Source organism: Rhodovulum strictum, assembly GCF_009649175.1.
In the GTDB taxonomy this organism is placed as follows: Bacteria; Pseudomonadota; Alphaproteobacteria; order Rhodobacterales; family Rhodobacteraceae; genus Rhodovulum; species Rhodovulum strictum.
In genome coordinates this window covers 184,836-202,585 of sequence record NZ_WJPO01000003.1, presented here as the reverse complement: position 1 = coordinate 202,585, position 17,750 = coordinate 184,836, and the positions used below count along the sequence as shown (strand labels likewise).

Below are 17,750 nucleotides of genomic sequence, written 5' to 3'. Positions count from 1 at the left end.
AAGACCTTCCTTTCCGCCATCGCCCTCGCCGCAACCGTCCTGTTCTGGCTTTGACGATCAATGAGTCTGGAGCCTAGGGTGGGTGCCAACCCACCACCCGGCCATCGCCCCCCGCATTGCCCTCGCCCCCCGGACCGGCTATGTCACCGGGCAACCCAGATACCCAACCCGAAGGACGGTTCGCGATGGCTTCCTATCAGTATGTCTACCACATGGACGGCGTCTCCAAGACCTATCCGGGCGGCAAGAAGTGCTTTGAAAACATCCGCCTGAACTTCCTTCCGGGCGTCAAGATCGGCGTTGTCGGCGTCAACGGCGCGGGGAAATCGACGCTGCTGCGCATCATGGCGGGCTGGGACAAGGATTTCTCGGGCGAGGCCTGGGCCGCCAAGGGTGCGCGCGTCGGCTATCTGCCGCAGGAGCCCGAGCTTGACCCCGCGCTGAATGTCCGCGGCAACGTGATGGAGGGGGTCGCGGCCAAGAAGGCCAAGCTGGACCGCTTCAACGAGATCGCCATGCAGGTCGCCGAGAACTATTCCGACGAACTGATGGAGGAGATGACCGCCCTTCAGGACCAGATCGACGCGGAAAACCTGTGGGATCTCGACAGCCAGATCGATGTCGCGATGGAGGCGCTGCGCTGCCCGCCCGACGATGCGGATGTCACCACGCTGTCGGGCGGCGAACGGCGCCGGGTGGCGCTGTGCAAGCTGCTGCTCGAAGCCCCCGACATGCTGCTGCTGGACGAACCCACCAACCATCTCGACGCCGAAACCGTCGCCTGGCTGCAAAGCCACCTGATCGACTACAAGGGCACGATCCTGATCGTCACCCATGACCGCTATTTCCTGGACGACATCACCGGCTGGATCCTGGAACTCGACCGCGGCCGCGGCATCCCCTATGAGGGCAATTATTCCGACTGGCTGGAACAGAAGGCCAAGCGCCTGTCGCAAGAGGCGCGCGAGGACAAGGCCCGGCAGAAGACGCTGGAACGCGAACTTGACTGGATCCGCGCAGGCCAGAAGGCCCGGCAGGCGAAATCCAAGGCCCGGATTCAGGCCTATGAGGAACTGGCCGGCCAGTCCGAACGCGAGAAACTCGCGCGCGCCCAGATCATCATCCCCAACGGCCCGCGCCTGGGCGGCAAGGTGATCGAGGTCGAGGGCCTGCGCAAGGGCTATGGCGACCGGCTGCTGATCGAGGATCTGTCCTTCGCGCTGCCCCCCGGCGGCATCGTCGGCGTGATCGGCCCCAACGGCGCGGGCAAGTCCACGCTGTTTCGCATGCTGACCGGGCAGGAACAGCCCGACGCGGGGACCATCACGTTCGGCGACACGGTGAAACTGTCCTATGTCGACCAGTCCCGCGACGCGCTGGACGCGAACAAGACCGTGTGGGAGGAGATCTCGGACGGGCTGGATATCGTGGTGCTGGGCGATGCCGAGGTCAATTCCCGCGCCTATTGCTCGTCCTTCAACTTCAAGGGCGGCGACCAGCAGAAGAAGGTGGGGCTGCTGTCGGGCGGCGAGCGCAACCGCGTCCACATGGCGAAACTGCTGAAATCCGGCGGCAACGTGCTGCTGCTGGACGAACCCACCAACGATCTGGACGTCGAGACGCTTCAGGCCCTCGAAGCCGCGCTGGAGGATTTCGCAGGCTGCGCCGTCATCATCAGCCACGACCGCTTCTTCCTCGACCGGCTCTGCACCCATATCCTGGCCTTCGAGGGCGAGGCCCGTGTCGAATGGTTCGAGGGTAACTTCGCCGCCTATGAGGAAGACAAGATCAGGCGTCTGGGGCCGGATTCGGTCGAGCCGAAGCGGGTGAAGTACAAGAAGTTTGCCCGCTGATGGGGCCAAAAGGTATTGAAACCATACCTTTTCGACCCCATACTGACCGATGATCTTCGAATACGACCCCGCGAAAAGCGCCGCGAACCTCGCCAAGCACGGGATCGACTTCGACGACGCCCAGGCGCTCTGGTTGGACGATGCGCTGATCGCGGCACCGGCGCGGAGCGAGGATGAACCGCGCTGGCTGGCCGTTGGTCGCATCGGCGGCCGACACTGGACGGCGGTTTACACGCTGAGAAACGGGACGGTCCGGATCATCTCGGTCCGCCGCGCGAGAGGAGACGAGATCGATGCCTATCAAGGCCGCTGAGTTCGACCGCCTTTTCGACGAGGGCGGCGACATCTCCGAACATGTCGATTGGGGCAAGGCTGTCCGCCCCAATCGCGAGCCCCGGCGCGTCAACGTCGATTTCCCCGCCTGGATGGTCGACGGGTTGGACGCCCGCGCCGCCCATCTGGGCATCACCCGGCAGGCGCTGATCAAGATGTGGATCGCGGAAAAGCTGGAATAGGGTGAGGCTCGTGTCGAATGGTACGAAGGCAACTTCGCCGCCTATGAGGAAGGCAAGATCAGGCGTCTCGGGCCGGATTCGGTCGAGCCGAAGCGGGTGAAGTACAAGAAGTTTGCGAGGTAGAGAGCGGTGCCCTCAAAATCAGAAATCGACAAAGCGGGTCGGATTTTATCCGACCCAAAACGAGAATATGATGAAACCGCTCTAAAACTAGATTTTGTTTTCGCCGACTTCCGAAAGGAACACCTTGCGCCCCTTACCCGTCTTACACTTGAACTGCAACGTTGGCTCCAAACATACGGCGGCGAGTACTATATTGCGCAACGCCTAAAGAGGCAGCCGCAAATACTGCGCAAACTACGCAGGCTATCTGTCCGCCTGACCCAACTTCAAGATATCGGCGGCGCACGCATTATTGTTGAATCAAATTCAGATGTCGATAGACTCATTGAGTTTCTCGAGAAGAAGTTTAATGAAGAAACCTATGATGTAGTGCGAAAAACTGATTACCGGGAGATGGGCCGCGACGACACTGGATACCGAGCCTTTCATTTCATCCTCGATATTGATGGATACAAAATTGAATTGCAACTACGTAGTCGCATTCAACACTATTGGTCAGAAAGCATAGAGCGCACATTTGTAATTTATGGGTATCGCCTCAAGGAAAAAGAAGGCGATCCCGAGGTAATACAATATTTCAAGACATTCTCAGACGTTCTTTTTTCTATTGAAAATGGAAGATCGATTTCGCGGGAGTACGAGATCGCCTTTGAACAGGAAAGGCAGCTTGCAGAAGCAATCATCTCGGCGTCCCGCGACGGACGAAACCTTTCCGGCTTTGTCAACGAAGGAATCATCAAGACCATGGCCGAGAAAGAAGGGCATGGAGGCGAAGAGCTAAGTAATTGGATTTTAGTTTTTGACTGGACAGACGGAAACTTCGTCACCTGGGATGTTGTGGGAAGAGATGCCGATCAAGCGATCGAAAAATATACCAGATACGAATTAGATTTCCCTGAGGAAGAGAAATATGAAGTCGTGATGATTGGCTCCTCAGACATTTCCACCGTCAGACACACACACAGCCACTATTTTGGAATTGAGCACCACAATGAGGCTCTTGAGGCAATGGACAGCTCTATTATTGGGCTTTCATCCAGAATGTCTATGGATGTTGGCGCTCGACGCATTCTATCAACACTTAAGCGTCGCCGATATTGGGGAAAGAACACAATAAAAGTCCAGACCCTTAAGAATCATTATTGCCAGAACATCGCTTCCTTTGACTATAGCCTTCAGGTGTTACGTGATCGAGGCTTTATTATTGGAAGCGATCCGATATCGCTGGACATCAAGAAGAACGGCGAAATTGCCGATCTTGTGTGATGGGTTGACCTACAGACATCTCCCTCACACCGGCTCCCCACTCGGCCCCTTGTCCTCGATCCCCTCGATCACCTTGGCCAGCCGCAGTTGCTCATGGGCGTTCAGCACGTCATTGATCAGCGCCTGATAGCCGCGCCCGTTGGCGCGGTAGAACTTGGCCACCGGATCCAATCGGGCGCTTACGGGCGGCGCGCGGCGAAGAAGGTTTTCAGAAGCCGCTCGGCCTCGGCTGCGTTGATCCCGTCGTAGATTTCCGGGACATGGTGGCATTGCGGATGCTCGAACACGCGCGGGCCCTGGGACACGCCGCCCGATTTCGGGTCTGCCGTGCCATAGTAAAGCCGCGCTATCCGTGCCTGGCTGATCGCCGAGGCGCACATCGGGCAGGGTTCGAGCGTCACATAGAGGTCGCAGCCTGCCAGTCGCTCTGACCCCAGCACCTGACAGGCCGCCCGGATCGCCAGGATCTCGGCATGCGCCGTCGGGTCGCGCAACTCGATCGTGCGGTTGCCTGCGGCGGCGACCACATCGCCCCGGGGCGAGACGACCACCGCGCCCACCGGCACCTCGCCCCGTTCGGCGGCGGCGCGGGCTTCGGCAAGGGCGGTTTCCATATGGCTGCGAAACGGGCTCATGCGCCTTCATCGCCCCTGCCATGCCCCCGCGCAAGCCGCTTTCCCACGCCCTGAAACCCGCGTAAACGGGGCGCATGGAACAGGATACCCCACAGGGCGAGCGTATCGCCAAGGTGCTGGCGCGGGCCGGCATCGCCTCGCGCCGCGAGGCCGAGCGGATGATCGAGGCCGGCCGCGTCGCGGTCAACGGCAAGCGGATCGACAGCCCCGCGCTGAACGTGACCGCCAGCGACCGGATCGAGGTCGACGGCCAGCCCATCGCCGAGGCCGAACCGCCCCGGCTGTGGCTTTATCACAAGCCCAGCGGGCTGGTGACCACCGCGAAGGACGAAAAGGGCCGCCCCACCGTCTTTGACGCCCTGCCCGAGGACATGCCGCGGGTGATGTCGGTGGGCCGGCTCGACCTCAATTCCGAGGGGCTCTTGCTGCTGACCAATGATGGCGAGATCAAGCGGCGGCTGGAACTGCCCGCGACCGGCTGGCTGCGCAAGTACCGCGTGCGGGTCAAGGGCGCGCCCTCGGACGAGACGCTGGCGCCCCTGCGCGCGGGCCTCACCGTCGAGGGCGAGCGGTTCCAGCCGATGGAGGTGAGCCTTGACCGCCAGCAAGGGGCGAATGCCTGGCTGACCGTGGGCATCCGCGAGGGCCGGAACCGCGAGATCCGCCGCGCGATGGAGGCGGTCGGGCTGGTCGTGAACCGGCTGATCCGGGTGGGCTATGGCCCGTTCCGGCTGGGCGAGTTGAAACCCGGCGAGGTCGAGGAGGTCCGCTCGCGCGTGTTGCGCGACCAGTTGGGCCTTGACCGCGACTTCCAGCCGACGACAACCCAGCGCCCCAAGCGCACGGCCCGCAAGACCAGGCCGCCGAAACGGGTCTGAAACCCGCGTCGGGCTTGCTTTTCGCAACGCGCTCGCATCCCATATGGTGGGGAGAGCGAAACGGGATGGGTCGATGTCCGAATCCGGGCTTCAGAAACTGGCGTTCTTCCTGCTGGTCGCGCTGGTCCTCTATGTGGCGATCATGGGGGGCGGCTGATGGCGCAGCGCTTTGGCGGGAAATACAGCCCCGATCCGCGGCCCGGCGAGGGGACCGCGCTGCCGCCGCGTCACCCGTTCCATGGCCAGCGCGCCGCGCGGGCACGGGGGCGGGCGAACCTGATGTTCGTGGCGCCGCTGGCGCTGGTGCCGCGTGCCTTCCTGTCCGATCCGACGGGCATGGCGCTGACGCTGATGGCGCTGGGCGTGCTGCTGCTGGCGGCCTGGCTGACGCGCGAGGGGCTGAAGGCCGAGGATGCCTGGGCCGCGCGCAAGGTGGCCCGCCGCCCGGCGATCCCGCGCAAGATGTTCGGCTCGGCGCTGACCGGGGCGGGGCTGTTCCTGGCGGGCATGGCGCCCGGGGCGGGGTTTCTGGCGCCCGCGATCTTTGCGGTTCTGGGCGTGGTGCTGCACAGCGCCGCCTTCGGGGTCGATCCGATGCGCGACAAGGGGATCGAGGGCGCCGACAGCCTGCAACGCGAGCGGGTGGCCCGCGTGATCGACGAGGCCGAAAAGCACCTGCGCACGATGAGCGATGCCATCGCCCGCGCGGGCGACCGGCGGCTTGAGGCGCGGGTCGAGCGGTTTCAGGGCACTGTGCGCGAGATGTTCCGCACCGTCGAGAACGACCCCCGCGACCTGACCGCCGCGCGGCGCTATCTGGTGGTCTATCTGCTGGGCGCGCGCGATGCGACGGTCAAGTTCTCCGAGCTTTATGCCCGCACCCGCGACGCGGGCGCACGGGCCGATTACGAGGCGCTGCTGAGTGATCTGGAGGAGAATTTCACGGCGCGCACGCGGACGCTCCTGCTGGATGACCGCGCCGATCTGGATATCGAGATTGAAGTGCTGCGCGACAGGTTGCAGCGTGAAGGCGTGCGCGCTGCCCCCGCGACGCCAAATTCGGGAGATTGAGACCCATGTCCGAGACCGTCAGACAGAAAGCCCAGGCCGCCCTTTCCGAGGTCGAGCAACTGAGCGCCGTGATCCTGCCCGCCCCTGCGGCCGAGGTGGTTCCGCTGGCCGCCGCCGACGACAAGCAGGCGCTGGGCATCCGCACCCGCATGGCCGAGATCGACATGGCCGATAGCGGCTCGATCATCGCCTTCGGGGCGTCGGCGCAGGCGGAATTGCAGCAGATCAGCCAGGCGATGCTGGCCGATGTGCGCAACAAGGATGTGGGGCCTGCGGGCGACAGCTTGCGCGAGATCGTCACCACCATCCGCGGATTCTCGGTCGCGGAACTGGATGCCGGGCGCAAGCGCAGCTGGTGGGAAAAGCTGACCCGCCGCGCCCAGCCCATCGCGAATTTCATGGCCCAGTTCGAGACGGTCCAGGACCAGATCGACAAGATCACCGACGATCTGCTGACCCACGAACACCGGCTGCTCAAGGACATCAAGTCGCTGGACAAGCTTTATGAAAAGACGCTGGGCTTCTATGACGAGCTGGCGCTTTACATCGCGGCCGGAGAGGCCAAGCTGGCCGATCTGGACAATCGCGACATCCCCGCGCGCGAGGCCGCGGTGAGTGCCGCACCCGAGAACGACCAGGTGATGCGCGCCCAGGAATTGCGCGATCTGCGCGCCGCGCGCGACGATCTGGAACGCCGCGTGCATGATCTGAAGCTGACCCGCCAGGTCACGATGCAGTCGCTGCCCTCGATCCGGCTGGTGCAGGAAAACGACAAGTCGCTGGTCACCAAGATCAACTCGACGCTGGTCAATACCGTGCCGCTCTGGGAAACCCAGTTGGCCCAGGCGGTGACGATCCAGCGTTCGAAAGAGGCCGCCAAGGCGGTGCGCGCGGCCTCGGACCTGACCAACGAGTTGCTGACGGCCAATGCCGAGAACCTGCGCGAGGCCAACAGGATCGTGCGCGAGGAAATGGAGCGCGGCGTGTTCGACATCGAGGCGGTCAAGAAGGCCAATGCCGCGCTGGTCGCCACCATCGAGGAAAGCCTTCAGATCGCGGACGAGGGCAAGACCCGCCGCGCCCGGGCCGAGGAAGACCTGAAGAAGATGGAGGCCGACCTGCGCGACACGCTGGCCGCCGCCAAGTCCCGCGCCCAGGGCGCGGGCGCCGTTCCGGGGGTCTGAGACCCCCGTGAGCCCTCGCGTTCGTTCCGTTCTTCTTTCCGGCATTGTTCTGGGGGCGCTGGCCGGCTGTCAGGTTGCGCCCCCGATGACCAGCCCGCGCCCGATGCCGCGCCCCGAGATCGTGACCCCCGCCCCCTCGCCCGAAAGCGAGGCGATCGCCCGCCATTTCGAGCGGGTCGAGGCCGATCTGCTGTCGCGCGGGCTGCTGCGCACCGACAGTTCGGCCCGCGATGTGCCCTTCACGCGCCGCGATGTGGTCGAGAACTTCATCCGCATCGCGCTGTATGACGAATATGTTCCGCGCGCGGGCGCGCTTGTCCCGCGCGAAACCCCCAGCCGCCTGCGGCGCTGGGAACAGCCGGTCGGGCTGGGGCTGGTCTTTGGCGACACGGTGCCCGAAGCGCAGCGCGCCAAGGCCACCGCCGAGATCAACGCCTTCGCGGACCGGCTGTCGCGGCTGACCGGGCTGCCGATCCGCACGACCGATCCAGAACAGGCGAATTTCCACGTCCTGATCCTGAACGAGGACGAGCGCCGCGTCATCGGACCCAGCCTGCGCATGATGGTGCCCGGCATCGACAATACTGCCGTGCGCACCATCGAGGGGATGCCGCGCTCGACCTTCTGCCTGGTGCTCGCGTTCTCGCGCGGTGACGCGAGCGTCTATTCCCGCGCCGTCGCGGTGATCCGGGCCGAGCATCCCGACCGGCTGCGCCGGTCCTGCATCCACGAGGAACTGGCCCAGGGGATGGGTCTGGCCAATGACAGCCCGGCCGCGCGGCCCTCGATCTTCAACGATGACGAGGAATTCGCGCTGCTCACCCCGCATGACGAATTGCTGCTGCGCATCCTCTACGACCGCCGCCTGCGCCCCGGCATGCGCGAACCCGAGGCCCGCCCCATCGTCGAGACCATCTCAGTCGAGCTGATGGGGGGGGAGAGTTGACCGGCACTGCGGCGCTTGTGCGTGACCTGACCGTTGCCGCGTGACTATACTCGGGGCAACCCGACCCGGAGGATCACACCATGCGCATCTTCGACTTCCTGTCCGGCGAGTTCATCGACGTCATCCATTGGGTGGACGACACCCGCGATACCATGGTCTGGCGGTTCGAGCGGCAGGGCCATGCGATCAAGTATGGCGCCAAGCTGACCGTGCGCGAGGGGCAGGCGGCCGTCTTTGTCCATGAGGGGCAACTGGCCGATGTGTTCACGCCCGGGCTCTACATGCTGGAAACCAACAACATGCCGGTGCTGACCACGCTTCAGCACTGGGATCATGGCTTCCGCTCGCCCTTCAAGTCCGAGATCTATTTCGTCGCCACCACCCGCTTTCCCGGGCTGAAATGGGGCACCCGCAACCCGGTGATGCTGCGCGATCCGGAATTCGGGCCGCTGCGGCTGCGCGCCTTCGGAACCTGCGCGATCCGCGTCACCGACCCCGCCCGCTTCATGGTCGAGATCGTCGGCACCGATGGCGAGTTCACCCGCGACGAGATCGCCTTTCAGATCCGCAACATCATCGTGCAGGAATTCAGCCGGGTGATCGCGCGGTCCGGCATCCCGGTGCTGGACATGGCGGCGAATACCGACGATCTGGGCCGGCTGATCGCGACCGAGGTCTCGAAGACGCTGGAGGCATACGGGCTCAGCATGCCCGAATTCTACATCGAGAATATCAGCCTGCCGCCCGAGGTGGAAAAGGCGCTGGACAAGCGCACCTCGATGGGGATCGCGGGCGATCTGGGCCGGTTCACGCAATATTCGGCGGCCGAGGCGATGACATCGGCCCAAGGCCAGGCAGGCAGCGGCATGGCCGCGGGGCTGGGCGCCGGGATGGGCATGGCGATGGGCGCGCAGATCGCGCAGCAGGGGCCATGGGGGCCGGTGCCGGGCGCCACCCCGCCCCCGCCCCCGCCGGTCGAGCATGTCTGGCATATCGCCGAGCGGGGCGAGACGAAGGGGCCATTCTCCAGGGCCGATCTGGGGCGGATGGCGATGGCGGGCACGCTTCTGCGCGAAACCTTTGTCTGGACCCAGGGCCAGGACGGCTGGAAACGCGCCGAGGAGGTGACGGAGCTTGCCCAGCTTTTCACCGTCGCGCCCCCGCCGCCCCCGCCCGACGCCTGATCGCGCCGCCTGCGCCCCATGCACGACACCGCGCCCCCGCCCGCGCCCCACGACCACCGTTTCCCCTGCGACCAGTGCGGCGCAAGCCTGCGCTTTGATCCGGGCGCACGGCATCTGGTCTGTGCCCATTGCGGCCATGTCCAGCCGATCCCGGGGGCGGGGCCGGATGACGGGCATCTGCACGAGCTGGACTATCGCGCCGCGCTGGCCGCCGCCCTGCCCGCCGCCGAGATGGAGGAGGTGCGGCGGCTCAAATGCCCCAATTGCGGCGCCGAAATCGAACTGGACGACCAGACCCATGCCGGGGCCTGTCCGTTCTGCGCAACCCCCGTGGTCACCGATACCGGCCGCCAGCGCCGGATCAAGCCGCAGGCCGTGCTGCCCTTTGCGCTGAGCGAACGTCAGGCCCACAAGGCGATGACCGACTGGCTGGGGCGGCTGTGGTTCGCGCCGAACGGGCTGCGGGACTATGCCCGCCGCGGCCGGCCGATGCAGGGCATCTATGTCCCCTTCTGGACCTATGACGCGCAGACACGGTCACGCTATTCCGGCGCGCGCGGTACGATCCATTACGAGACGCGGATGGTCATGCGCAACGGCCAGCGCCAGGCCGAGCGGGTGCAGACGATCCGCTGGAGCCCGGTTTCGGGCCGGGTGGCGCGGGATTTCGACGATGTGCTGGTGCTGGGCTCGACCAGCCTGCCGCAGCGCCATACCGACGGGCTGCAACCCTGGGATCTGGCGGGGCTGGAACCCTACCGGCCCGACTATCTCGCGGGGTTCGGGGCCGAGGGCTACACGGTCGGGCTGGAACAGGGCTTCGGAACGGCGCGCGCGATCATGGACCGGGTAATCCGGCGCGATGTGGCGGCCGATATCGGCGGCGACCAGCAACGCATCGACCGGCTGGAGACCGAGGTTTCCGACGTCACCTTCAAGCATATCCTGCTGCCGGTCTGGCTGGCGGCCTATCGCTATCGCGGCAAGAGCTATCGCTTTGTCGTCAACGGGCGCACCGGACGGGTACAGGGCGAACGGCCCTGGTCGGTCTGGAAGATCGCGCTGGCCGTGGCTCTGGGCCTGATCCTTGCGGGCGCGGTGGGCTATCTGGTGGCGCTCGATCAGGGGGCCGTGGGCATGATCGAGTGGCAATAAGGGCGGTCCGGGGCGCCATCGCCTGCCCCGGACCGCCCTGGCGCCCTCAGTTCCGTCCGATCGGGATCTCGGTGCCGGTTGTTGCCGGGCCCGGTGCCTTCTTGCCCACGCTGACCGTCAGCACGCCATCCTTGAGGTCGGCCTTGACGGCGCCTGCATCGGCATCGGGCGGCAGCCGGAAGCTGCGCGAGAATGACCCGTATTCGCGTTCGCTGAAATACCAGGTCTCGCCCTTTTCCTCGCGGCTCGACTGCTTTTCGCCGCGCACGGTGACGACACCATCGGCCAGCGATACCTTGACGTCCTTTTCCGCGACCCCCGGCAATTCCATCCGGATGCTGTAGCCGTCATCATCGACCGATGCCTCGGATGCGGGCGCGAACCAGTCGGCCACCCGCGCGCCAAGCCCCCGAAACGGCTCGTAAAGCGAGGGCCAGAAGCCCGTGCTGTGCGATTTCTCGACCATCTCGACCTCCTGTCTTGTGGACCTTTGCGATGGCCGCAGGATTCCCCGCCCGGGGCCGCCTGTCGTTGACGGCCGTCAAGGCGCGGGGCCGCGCGGCGGGTTTGCGCCGGGGCGCGCGGCCGGGTATGGCTGGGGCAAGGCAAGGAGATGCGCCATGATCCTTTGTGCAGGCGAGGCCCTGATCGACATGCTGCCCGGCCGGACCGACGCGGGCGAGGCGGCCTTTGTGCCGCTGCCGGGCGGGTCGGTCTTCAACACCGCGATCGCGCTGGGACGGCTGGGCGCGCCGACCGGGTTCCTTTCGGGGCTGTCGAGGGATCTGTTCGGCCAGATGCTGGACCGGGCGCTGATCGCCTCGGGGGTCGATGCGGGGTTTGCGATCCGCTCGGCCCGGCCGACGACACTGGCCTTCGTCGCGCTGAGCGACGGTCAGGCCAGCTATGCCTTCTACGACGAGAACACGGCCGGGCGGATGTTGACCACTGCCGATCTGCCCGCCCTGCCCGACCGCATCGAGGCGCTGTTCTTCGGTGGCATCTCGCTGGCGGTCGAGCCCTGCGGCGCAGCCTATGAGGCGCTGATGCTGCGCGAGGCGGGGGCGCGGGTGACGATGCTCGACCCCAATATCCGCCCCGGTTTCGCCGGCGACGAAGCCGCCCTGCGCACGCGCCTTGCGGCGATGATCGCGGCGGCCGATATCGTCAAGCTGTCGCTTGACGATCTGCGCTGGCTGCTGGGTCCGGGCGACGCCGGGATGCTCGCCCGCGATCTGCTGACGCGCGGCCCGCAACTGGTGGTGCTGACGCTGGGGGCCGAGGGTGCCCGCGCCTTTGCCCGCAATGCCGAGGCCGAATGCCCCGCCCGCCCCGTCGACGCGGTCGATACGGTCGGCGCGGGCGACACGTTCAACGCGGGGATTCTGGCAGCACTCAGGGCCGGGGGGCATCTGTCGAAACCGGGGCTTGCCTGCCTGTCGCATGCCGCCCTTGTCGGCGCGCTGGATCTGGCGACGCGGGCCGCGGCGATCACCGTCAGCCGCGCGGGCGCGAACCCGCCCTGGCGCGAGGAACTGGCATGAGGGCGCTTGTCCAGCGCGTCAGCGAGGCCGCGGTGCGCGTCGATGGCGAGGTTCTGGGCCAGATCGGTCCGGGGCTGATGATCCTTGTATGCGCCATGACCGCCGATACCGAGGCCGAGGCCGAAAAGCTGGCCGCGCGGATCGCCCGCATGCGCATCTTCCGCGACGCGGACGGCAAGATGAACCTGTCGGTGCTGGATACCGGCGGCGCGGCGCTGGTCATCAGCCAGTTCACGCTGGCCGCCGACACCTCGCGCGGGAACCGCCCCGGCTTTTCCGCCGCCGCCCCGCCCGAGCAGGGCGAACGGCTTTACGAGCATTTCGTCCGGGCGCTGGCCGCGCAGGGCGTGCCGGTGGCAAAGGGGCGGTTCGGGGCCGACATGAAGGTTTCGCTGGTCAATGACGGGCCGGTGACGATCTGGATCGAGTCCTAGACCCCGCGATTGCGGCATGAAATCGGCCCGCGCCTGCGCTAGAACCGGCTGATGCAGATGCCCGAGACCTTTGAACGCTGGTTTGCCGCGCGCGGCTGGACCATCCACCCCCACCAGCGCGCGATGCTGGACCGCGCCGGGGCGCCCGCGCTGTTGCTGATCGCGCCGACCGGGGGCGGCAAGACGCTGGCGGGGTTCCTGCCGACGCTGGCCGAGATTGCCAAAGGTCCCGCCCCCGGGCTGCATACCCTCTATATCTCGCCCCTCAAGGCGCTGACCGCGGATATCGGGCGCAACCTGCGCCGCCCCGTCGAGGAGATGGGCCTGCCCATCCGCATCGAGGATCGCACCGGCGACACGACCCGGACCCAGCGCCGCCGCCAGCGCGCCGACTCGCCGCATATCCTGCTGACCACGCCCGAAAGTCTGGCGCTGCTTCTGTCCTACGAGGATGCGCCGCGCATCTTTGCCGGGCTGAAGCGCGTGATCGTCGACGAGATCCACGCGCTGGCGGAATCCAAGCGCGGCGATCAGTTGATGCTGGGGCTCGCGCGGCTGTCCTCGCTCTGCCCCGGGCTGCGCCGCGTCGGGCTGTCGGCCACCGTCGAGGATCCGCCCGCGCTGGCCCGCTTCCTCGCCCGCCGCCCCGACCCCTGCGAGATCCTGACCGCCGATCCCGGCCCCGCCCCCGATATCGCGATTCTCGACACCGGCGCGGCCCCGCCCTGGGCGGGTGGCGGCGGGCGCTATGCGATCCCGGCGGTGCTGGACCAGATCGCGCGCCACCGCACGACGCTGATCTTTCACAACACCCGCGCGCAGGCAGAGCTGTTCTTTCGCGACCTCTGGCTGGCGAACGAGGACGCCCTGCCCGTCGCGATCCACCATGGCAGCCTGTCGCGCGAGGCGCGCGAAAAGGTGGAACAGGCGATGGCAGCGGGCCAGTTGCGCGCGGTGGTCTGCACCGGCTCGCTGGATCTGGGCATCGACTGGGGCGATGTCGATCTGGTGATCCAGGTCGGTGCGCCAAAGAACGTCAAGCGGCTGGTGCAGCGGATCGGGCGGGCGAACCACCGCTACAACGCGCCATCCAAGGCGTTGCTGGTGCCCGCGAACCGCTTCGAGGTGGTGGAATGTGTCGCAGCGCTGCAAGCGGTGCGCGAGAACGATCTGGATGGCGAGCCGCGCGGCCCCGGTCCCGGCGACGTGCTCTGCCAGCATATCCTGGCCAGCGCCGCCGCCGGGCCGTTCGACGCGGACGCCCTGTTCGCCGAGGTCACGACCGCTGGCCCCTATGCCGGGCTGACGCGCGCGCGCTTCGATGCCTGTCTCGATTTCGCGGCGACGGGGGGCTATGCGCTGCGCGCCTATGACCGTTGGCAACGGCTGAAACGCCAGCCCGACGGGCGCTGGGCGTTGCGCGATCCGCGCGCCGCGCAGGCGATCCGGATGAACCTCGGCACCATCGTCGAGGAGGAAAAGCTGAAGGTGCGCCTCAAGCCCGCCCGCGGCGGCGCGGCGCTGGGCGAGATCGAGGAAGCCTTTGCCGCCACGCTGACCCCGGGCGACAGCTTTCTGATCGGCGGGCAGGTCGTCCGCTACGAGGGCCTGCGCGAGATGGTGGTCGAGGTCAGCCGCAGCCCCGGGCGCGAGCCGAAGATCGCGGTCTTCGCGGGCACCAAGTTCGCCACCTCCACGCGCCTGTCGGACCGCATCCTGACCATGTTCCGCGCGCCCGACTGGCCCGACCTGCCCGCCCACACAGCCGAATGGCTGGCGCTGCAACGGGATGTCTCGCGCCTGCCCGAACGCGACCGGCTGCTGGTCGAGACCTTCCCGCATGAGGGGCGGCAGCATCTGTGCATCTACGGTTTCGCGGGCCGGAACGCGCAGCAGACGCTGGGCCTTCTGGTCACGCAGCGGATGGAGTCGGCGGGGCTGGCGCCCTTGGGTTTCGTCGCGACCGATTATGCCACGCTGGTCTGGGGGCTGGACGAGGTGACGGCACCGGCCGATCTGCTGGACGCCACCGGACTGCGCGCCGCGTTCGAGAGCTGGCTTGCGGGCAATGCCGTGATGAAGCGCACCTTCCGCAGTTCGGCCGTGATCGCGGGCCTGATCGCGCGCAACCTGCCCGGCACGCGCAAGACCGGGCGGCAGGCGACGTTTTCCTCGGACATCCTGTATGACACGCTGATGAAATACGACCCCGGCCACCTGATGCTGGACATCACCCGCGAAGAGGCGATGAAGGGGCTGGTCGATTTCGGCCGGATCGAGGCGATGCTGGCCCGCGTCAAGGGCCGCATCGACCATGTGCGCCGCCCCCGCGTCACCCCGCTGGCCGCGCCGCTGTTCCTTGAGGCCGGGCGCATCCCGGTTCAGGGCGCGGCGGAACAGCGCCTGATCGACGCGGCGGCGGACCGTCTGATGGCCGAGGCGGGGCTGGCCTGAGCCCTTGCGGCGCGCGCGCTTTCGCGGGAAGACGGGCCATGACCGCCCATCCCCTCACCCTGTCCGGCGCCCTTCTGTCCGCCCTGCCCTCGGGCGCGCTTTACTGGGCCGAGGCGGGGCTGCTGGCGGTGGCGGATCTGCATCTGGGCAAGGCCGAGCGGCTGGCGCGGCGCGGCGGCACGCTGCTGCCGCCCTATGACAGCGCCGAAACGCTGACCCGGCTGGAGGCCGAGATCGCCCGCACCGCGCCGCAGGTCGTGGTCTGTCTGGGCGACAGTTTCGACGATGATGCCGCCGCCCGCGCCCTGCCGCCGGGTGCCGAGGACCGGCTGTTGCGGCTGATGGCGGGGCGGCGCTGGGTCTGGATCGCGGGCAATCACGACCCCGGCCCCGCCACCCTGCCCGGCACCCATCTGGCCGAAATGCGCCAAGGGCCGCTAACCTTCCGCCATATCGCGCGGCCCGGCGAAACCGCCGAGATCTCGGGCCATTACCACCCCAAGGCGCGTCTTTCCCTTGGCGGGCGGCGCGTGTCGCGGCCCTGTTTCCTGGCCGATGCGGCCCGCGTGATCCTGCCCGCCTTTGGTGCCTATACCGGCGGGCTTGCCAGTGACGCGCCGGTGCTGGACGCGCTGATGGGGCCGGGCGCGGTCGCGATCCTGACGGGGCCGCGGGCGCTGGCGGTTCCGATGCGCCCCGGACGCGCCCGCTGAGAGGCACGTCAGGTCCGTTCCGCAGCGTCATCCCCTGCCGGGGCCTGTCCCCTGTCTTGTCCGGCTTTGCGGGGCCGCGCTAGGCTTTGCCCGACCGGAACCGGAGACACGTCCGAATGAGCCATGCCCCGCGCAATCCCGATTATGCCGAAACCGTCCGGGCCAGCTTTGCCCTTCAGGCCATGATGCGGACCATCGGCGCGGAGATCGTCGCGCTCGCCCCGGGTCTGGTCGAGATCGCCGCCCCGATCCGGCCCGAATTCGGCCAGCAGCAGGGCATGGCCCATGCCGGGCTGACCTTTTCGCTAGGCGACAGCGCGGCGGGCTATGCGGCGCTGAGCCTGATGGCGCCGGGGCAGGAAGTCGTGACCAGCGAAATGACGATCCACCTGCTTGCCCCCGCGACAGGCACGCGGCTGATCGCGCGGGGCGAGGTGGTGCGGGCGGGCAAGCGGCTGATGGTGGCGCGCGCCGATGTCCATGCCGAACAGGACGGAACGCGCTGCCATGTGGCGACGCTGCTGGGGACGATGGTGCCGGTCAGCGCCTGAGCGCGCTCAGGCGGTCAGCCCCTCGGGCTCGGCCAGACCATGCGCGCGGCAAAACGCGGTCAGGGTATTGGCCAGCAGGCAGGCAATCGTCATCGGCCCGACGCCGCCGGGAACCGGCGTGATCGCGCCCGCGACCTGCACGGCGCTGTCGAAATGCACATCCCCCACCAGCCGCGACTTGCCCTCGCCCTTTTCGGGGGCGGGAATGCGGTTGATGCCCACGTCGATCACCGTGGCGCCGGGCTTGATCCAGTCGCCGGGGATCATCTCGGGCCGGCCCACCGCGGCCACCAGGATATCGGCGCGGCGGCACACCCCGGCCAGATCGCGGGTGCGGGAATGGGCGATGGTCACGGTCGCACTGTCGCGCAGCAGAAGCTGGGCCATCGGCTTGCCAACGATGTTCGACCGCCCGACGACCACCGCATCCATCCCCGCAAGCGAGCCATGCCGGTCGCGCAACAGCATCAGGCAGCCCAGCGGCGTGCAGGGCACCAGCGCCTTCTGCCCCGTCGCCAGCAGCCCGACATTCGAGATGTGGAAGCCATCGACATCCTTGGCCGGATCAATCGCGTCCAGAACCTTGGCCGAGTCGATATGATCGGGCAGCGGCAATTGCACGAGGATCCCATGCACCGCTGGCGCCGCGTTCAGCCGGGCGATCAGCGCCAGCAATTCGGCCTCGGAGGTCTCGGCGGGCAGGCGATGCTCGAACGAGGCCATGCCCGATTCCTCGGTCTGCTGGCCCTTGTTGCGCACATAGACCTGGCTGGCCGGATCCTCGCCCACCAGCACCACCGCCAGCCCCGGCGTCAGCCCGTGTTCGGTCCGCAGCCGCGCCACATGCTCGGCCACCTTGCCGCGGATCGTGGCGGCGAATGCCTTGCCGTCGATGATCTCCGCACTCATGCCTTCGTCTCCCCTTGTCCCATCGCCACCTCCTCGCGCGCGATCGACCATTCGATCAGCTCGCGCCAGAGCCGTTCCACAAGTTCGGGGTCCAGCCCCTCTGCCGCGGCGCGCGCCCGGACCCTGGCGATCACCTCGTCGATGCGCGGGCCGATCCGGGCGGGCAGCCCCTCGGCCGGTTTCAGTTCCGCCGCCCGGTCGATATAGCGCGCGCGTTCGGCCAGCCGTGCCACCAGATCGCCGTCCAGCGCGTCGATCTGGGCGCGCAACTCCTCCATGCTCCGGCAGGATTCGGGCGGGATCATCGGCGTTTCCTTGCGTCGCTCCTTGGTCCC

Annotated in this window: 20 protein-coding genes; 15 read left to right on the top strand and 5 right to left on the bottom strand. The window is 67.0% G+C overall.

The window, feature by feature from the left end; genetic code table 11:
- Positions 1–185: 185 nt before the first annotated feature.
- The 4 genes from ettA (at position 186) to GH815_RS03940 (ending at position 3,757) form a co-directional block, all read left to right on the top strand.
- A complete protein-coding gene (gene ettA, locus GH815_RS03955; RefSeq protein ID WP_153747450.1) occupies positions 186–1,853 on the top strand; it encodes an energy-dependent translational throttle protein EttA in 1,668 nt (555 codons plus the stop codon).
- Positions 1,854–1,902: 49 nt separating this feature from the next.
- Positions 1,903–2,166 carry a BrnT family toxin gene (locus tag GH815_RS03950; RefSeq protein ID WP_153747449.1) on the top strand — a complete coding sequence of 88 codons (264 nt, stop codon included), beginning with the start codon at positions 1,903–1,905 and terminating at the stop codon, positions 2,164–2,166.
- On the top strand, positions 2,147–2,368 hold the full coding sequence (brnA, locus tag GH815_RS03945; protein ID WP_153747448.1) for a type II toxin-antitoxin system BrnA family antitoxin: 222 nt from the start codon (positions 2,147–2,149) through the stop codon (positions 2,366–2,368). The genes GH815_RS03950 and brnA overlap by 20 nt, the downstream gene beginning before the upstream one ends.
- Before the next feature lie 129 nt (positions 2,369–2,497).
- Positions 2,498–3,757 carry a RelA/SpoT domain-containing protein gene (locus tag GH815_RS03940; RefSeq protein ID WP_343030650.1) on the top strand — a complete coding sequence of 420 codons (1,260 nt, stop codon included), beginning with the start codon at positions 2,498–2,500 and terminating at the stop codon, positions 3,755–3,757.
- A gap of 24 nt (positions 3,758–3,781) precedes the next feature.
- Here the strand turns inward: GH815_RS03940 and GH815_RS19515 are convergent, their stop codons facing one another.
- Positions 3,782–4,027 carry a BrnA antitoxin family protein gene (locus GH815_RS19515; protein ID WP_153747447.1) on the bottom strand — a complete coding sequence of 82 codons (246 nt, stop codon included), beginning with the start codon at positions 4,025–4,027 and terminating at the stop codon, positions 3,782–3,784.
- Positions 3,937–4,392, bottom strand: a complete 456-nt coding sequence (locus GH815_RS03930; RefSeq protein ID WP_153747446.1) for a nucleoside deaminase — start codon at positions 4,390–4,392, stop codon at positions 3,937–3,939. Before GH815_RS03930 ends, GH815_RS19515 begins: the two co-directional genes overlap by 91 nt.
- Positions 4,393–4,466: 74 nt before the next feature.
- Between GH815_RS03930 and GH815_RS03925 the strand changes: the two genes are divergently transcribed.
- The 6 genes from GH815_RS03925 (at position 4,467) to GH815_RS03900 (ending at position 10,810) form a co-directional block, all read left to right on the top strand.
- Positions 4,467–5,270: a pseudouridine synthase gene (locus GH815_RS03925; RefSeq protein ID WP_153747445.1), complete on the top strand. Its 804-nt coding sequence runs from the start codon at positions 4,467–4,469 to the stop codon at positions 5,268–5,270.
- Positions 5,271–5,426: 156 nt separating this feature from the next.
- The gene (locus GH815_RS03920; protein ID WP_153747444.1) at positions 5,427–6,341 is read left to right on the top strand and encodes a 5-bromo-4-chloroindolyl phosphate hydrolysis family protein; all 915 of its coding nucleotides are present in this window, start codon (positions 5,427–5,429) and stop codon (positions 6,339–6,341) included.
- 5 nt (positions 6,342–6,346) lie between these two features.
- Positions 6,347–7,525, top strand: a complete 1,179-nt coding sequence (locus GH815_RS03915) for a toxic anion resistance protein (protein WP_153747443.1) — start codon at positions 6,347–6,349, stop codon at positions 7,523–7,525.
- 85 nt (positions 7,526–7,610) lie between these two features.
- Positions 7,611–8,471 (top strand): DUF2927 domain-containing protein, encoded by an 861-nt coding sequence (locus GH815_RS03910; RefSeq protein WP_153747442.1) that lies wholly within the window; start codon positions 7,611–7,613, stop codon positions 8,469–8,471.
- An 80-nt stretch (positions 8,472–8,551) separates the two neighbouring features.
- Positions 8,552–9,655 carry an SPFH domain-containing protein gene (locus tag GH815_RS03905; RefSeq protein ID WP_153747441.1) on the top strand — a complete coding sequence of 368 codons (1,104 nt, stop codon included), beginning with the start codon at positions 8,552–8,554 and terminating at the stop codon, positions 9,653–9,655.
- 18 nt (positions 9,656–9,673) lie between these two features.
- Positions 9,674–10,810, top strand: coding sequence for a zinc ribbon domain-containing protein (locus tag GH815_RS03900; protein ID WP_153747440.1), 1,137 nt, complete (start codon positions 9,674–9,676; stop codon positions 10,808–10,810).
- A gap of 46 nt (positions 10,811–10,856) precedes the next feature.
- Here the strand turns inward: GH815_RS03900 and GH815_RS03895 are convergent, their stop codons facing one another.
- Positions 10,857–11,276: an Hsp20/alpha crystallin family protein gene (locus GH815_RS03895; RefSeq protein ID WP_153747439.1), complete on the bottom strand. Its 420-nt coding sequence runs from the start codon at positions 11,274–11,276 to the stop codon at positions 10,857–10,859.
- Positions 11,277–11,430: 154 nt separating this feature from the next.
- Here GH815_RS03895 and GH815_RS03890 point away from each other — a divergent pair, with 154 nt between their 5' ends.
- From GH815_RS03890 to GH815_RS03870, 5 genes are all read left to right on the top strand, one after another.
- Entirely contained in the window at positions 11,431–12,354 is a 924-nt protein-coding gene (locus tag GH815_RS03890) for a carbohydrate kinase family protein (RefSeq protein ID WP_153747438.1), read from the top strand.
- Complete coding sequence (gene dtd, locus GH815_RS03885; RefSeq protein WP_153747437.1) at positions 12,351–12,788, top strand: D-aminoacyl-tRNA deacylase; 438 nt, start codon at positions 12,351–12,353, stop codon at positions 12,786–12,788. The genes GH815_RS03890 and dtd overlap by 4 nt, the downstream gene beginning before the upstream one ends.
- A gap of 51 nt (positions 12,789–12,839) precedes the next feature.
- The gene (locus GH815_RS03880) at positions 12,840–15,242 is read left to right on the top strand and encodes a ligase-associated DNA damage response DEXH box helicase (RefSeq protein WP_153747436.1); all 2,403 of its coding nucleotides are present in this window, start codon (positions 12,840–12,842) and stop codon (positions 15,240–15,242) included.
- A gap of 38 nt (positions 15,243–15,280) precedes the next feature.
- Positions 15,281–15,955, top strand: coding sequence for a ligase-associated DNA damage response endonuclease PdeM (gene pdeM, locus GH815_RS03875; protein WP_153747435.1), 675 nt, complete (start codon positions 15,281–15,283; stop codon positions 15,953–15,955).
- Positions 15,956–16,071: 116 nt separating this feature from the next.
- Complete coding sequence (locus GH815_RS03870) at positions 16,072–16,506, top strand: PaaI family thioesterase (RefSeq protein WP_153747434.1); 435 nt, start codon at positions 16,072–16,074, stop codon at positions 16,504–16,506.
- 6 nt (positions 16,507–16,512) lie between these two features.
- On the opposite strand, the gene folD is transcribed toward GH815_RS03870, so the two are convergent.
- The gene (folD, locus tag GH815_RS03865; RefSeq protein ID WP_153747433.1) at positions 16,513–17,415 is read right to left on the bottom strand and encodes a bifunctional methylenetetrahydrofolate dehydrogenase/methenyltetrahydrofolate cyclohydrolase FolD; all 903 of its coding nucleotides are present in this window, start codon (positions 17,413–17,415) and stop codon (positions 16,513–16,515) included.
- The gene (locus GH815_RS03860) at positions 17,412–17,720 is read right to left on the bottom strand and encodes a chorismate mutase (RefSeq protein WP_153747432.1); all 309 of its coding nucleotides are present in this window, start codon (positions 17,718–17,720) and stop codon (positions 17,412–17,414) included. Before GH815_RS03860 ends, folD begins: the two co-directional genes overlap by 4 nt.
- Positions 17,721–17,750: the final 30 nt, after the last annotated feature.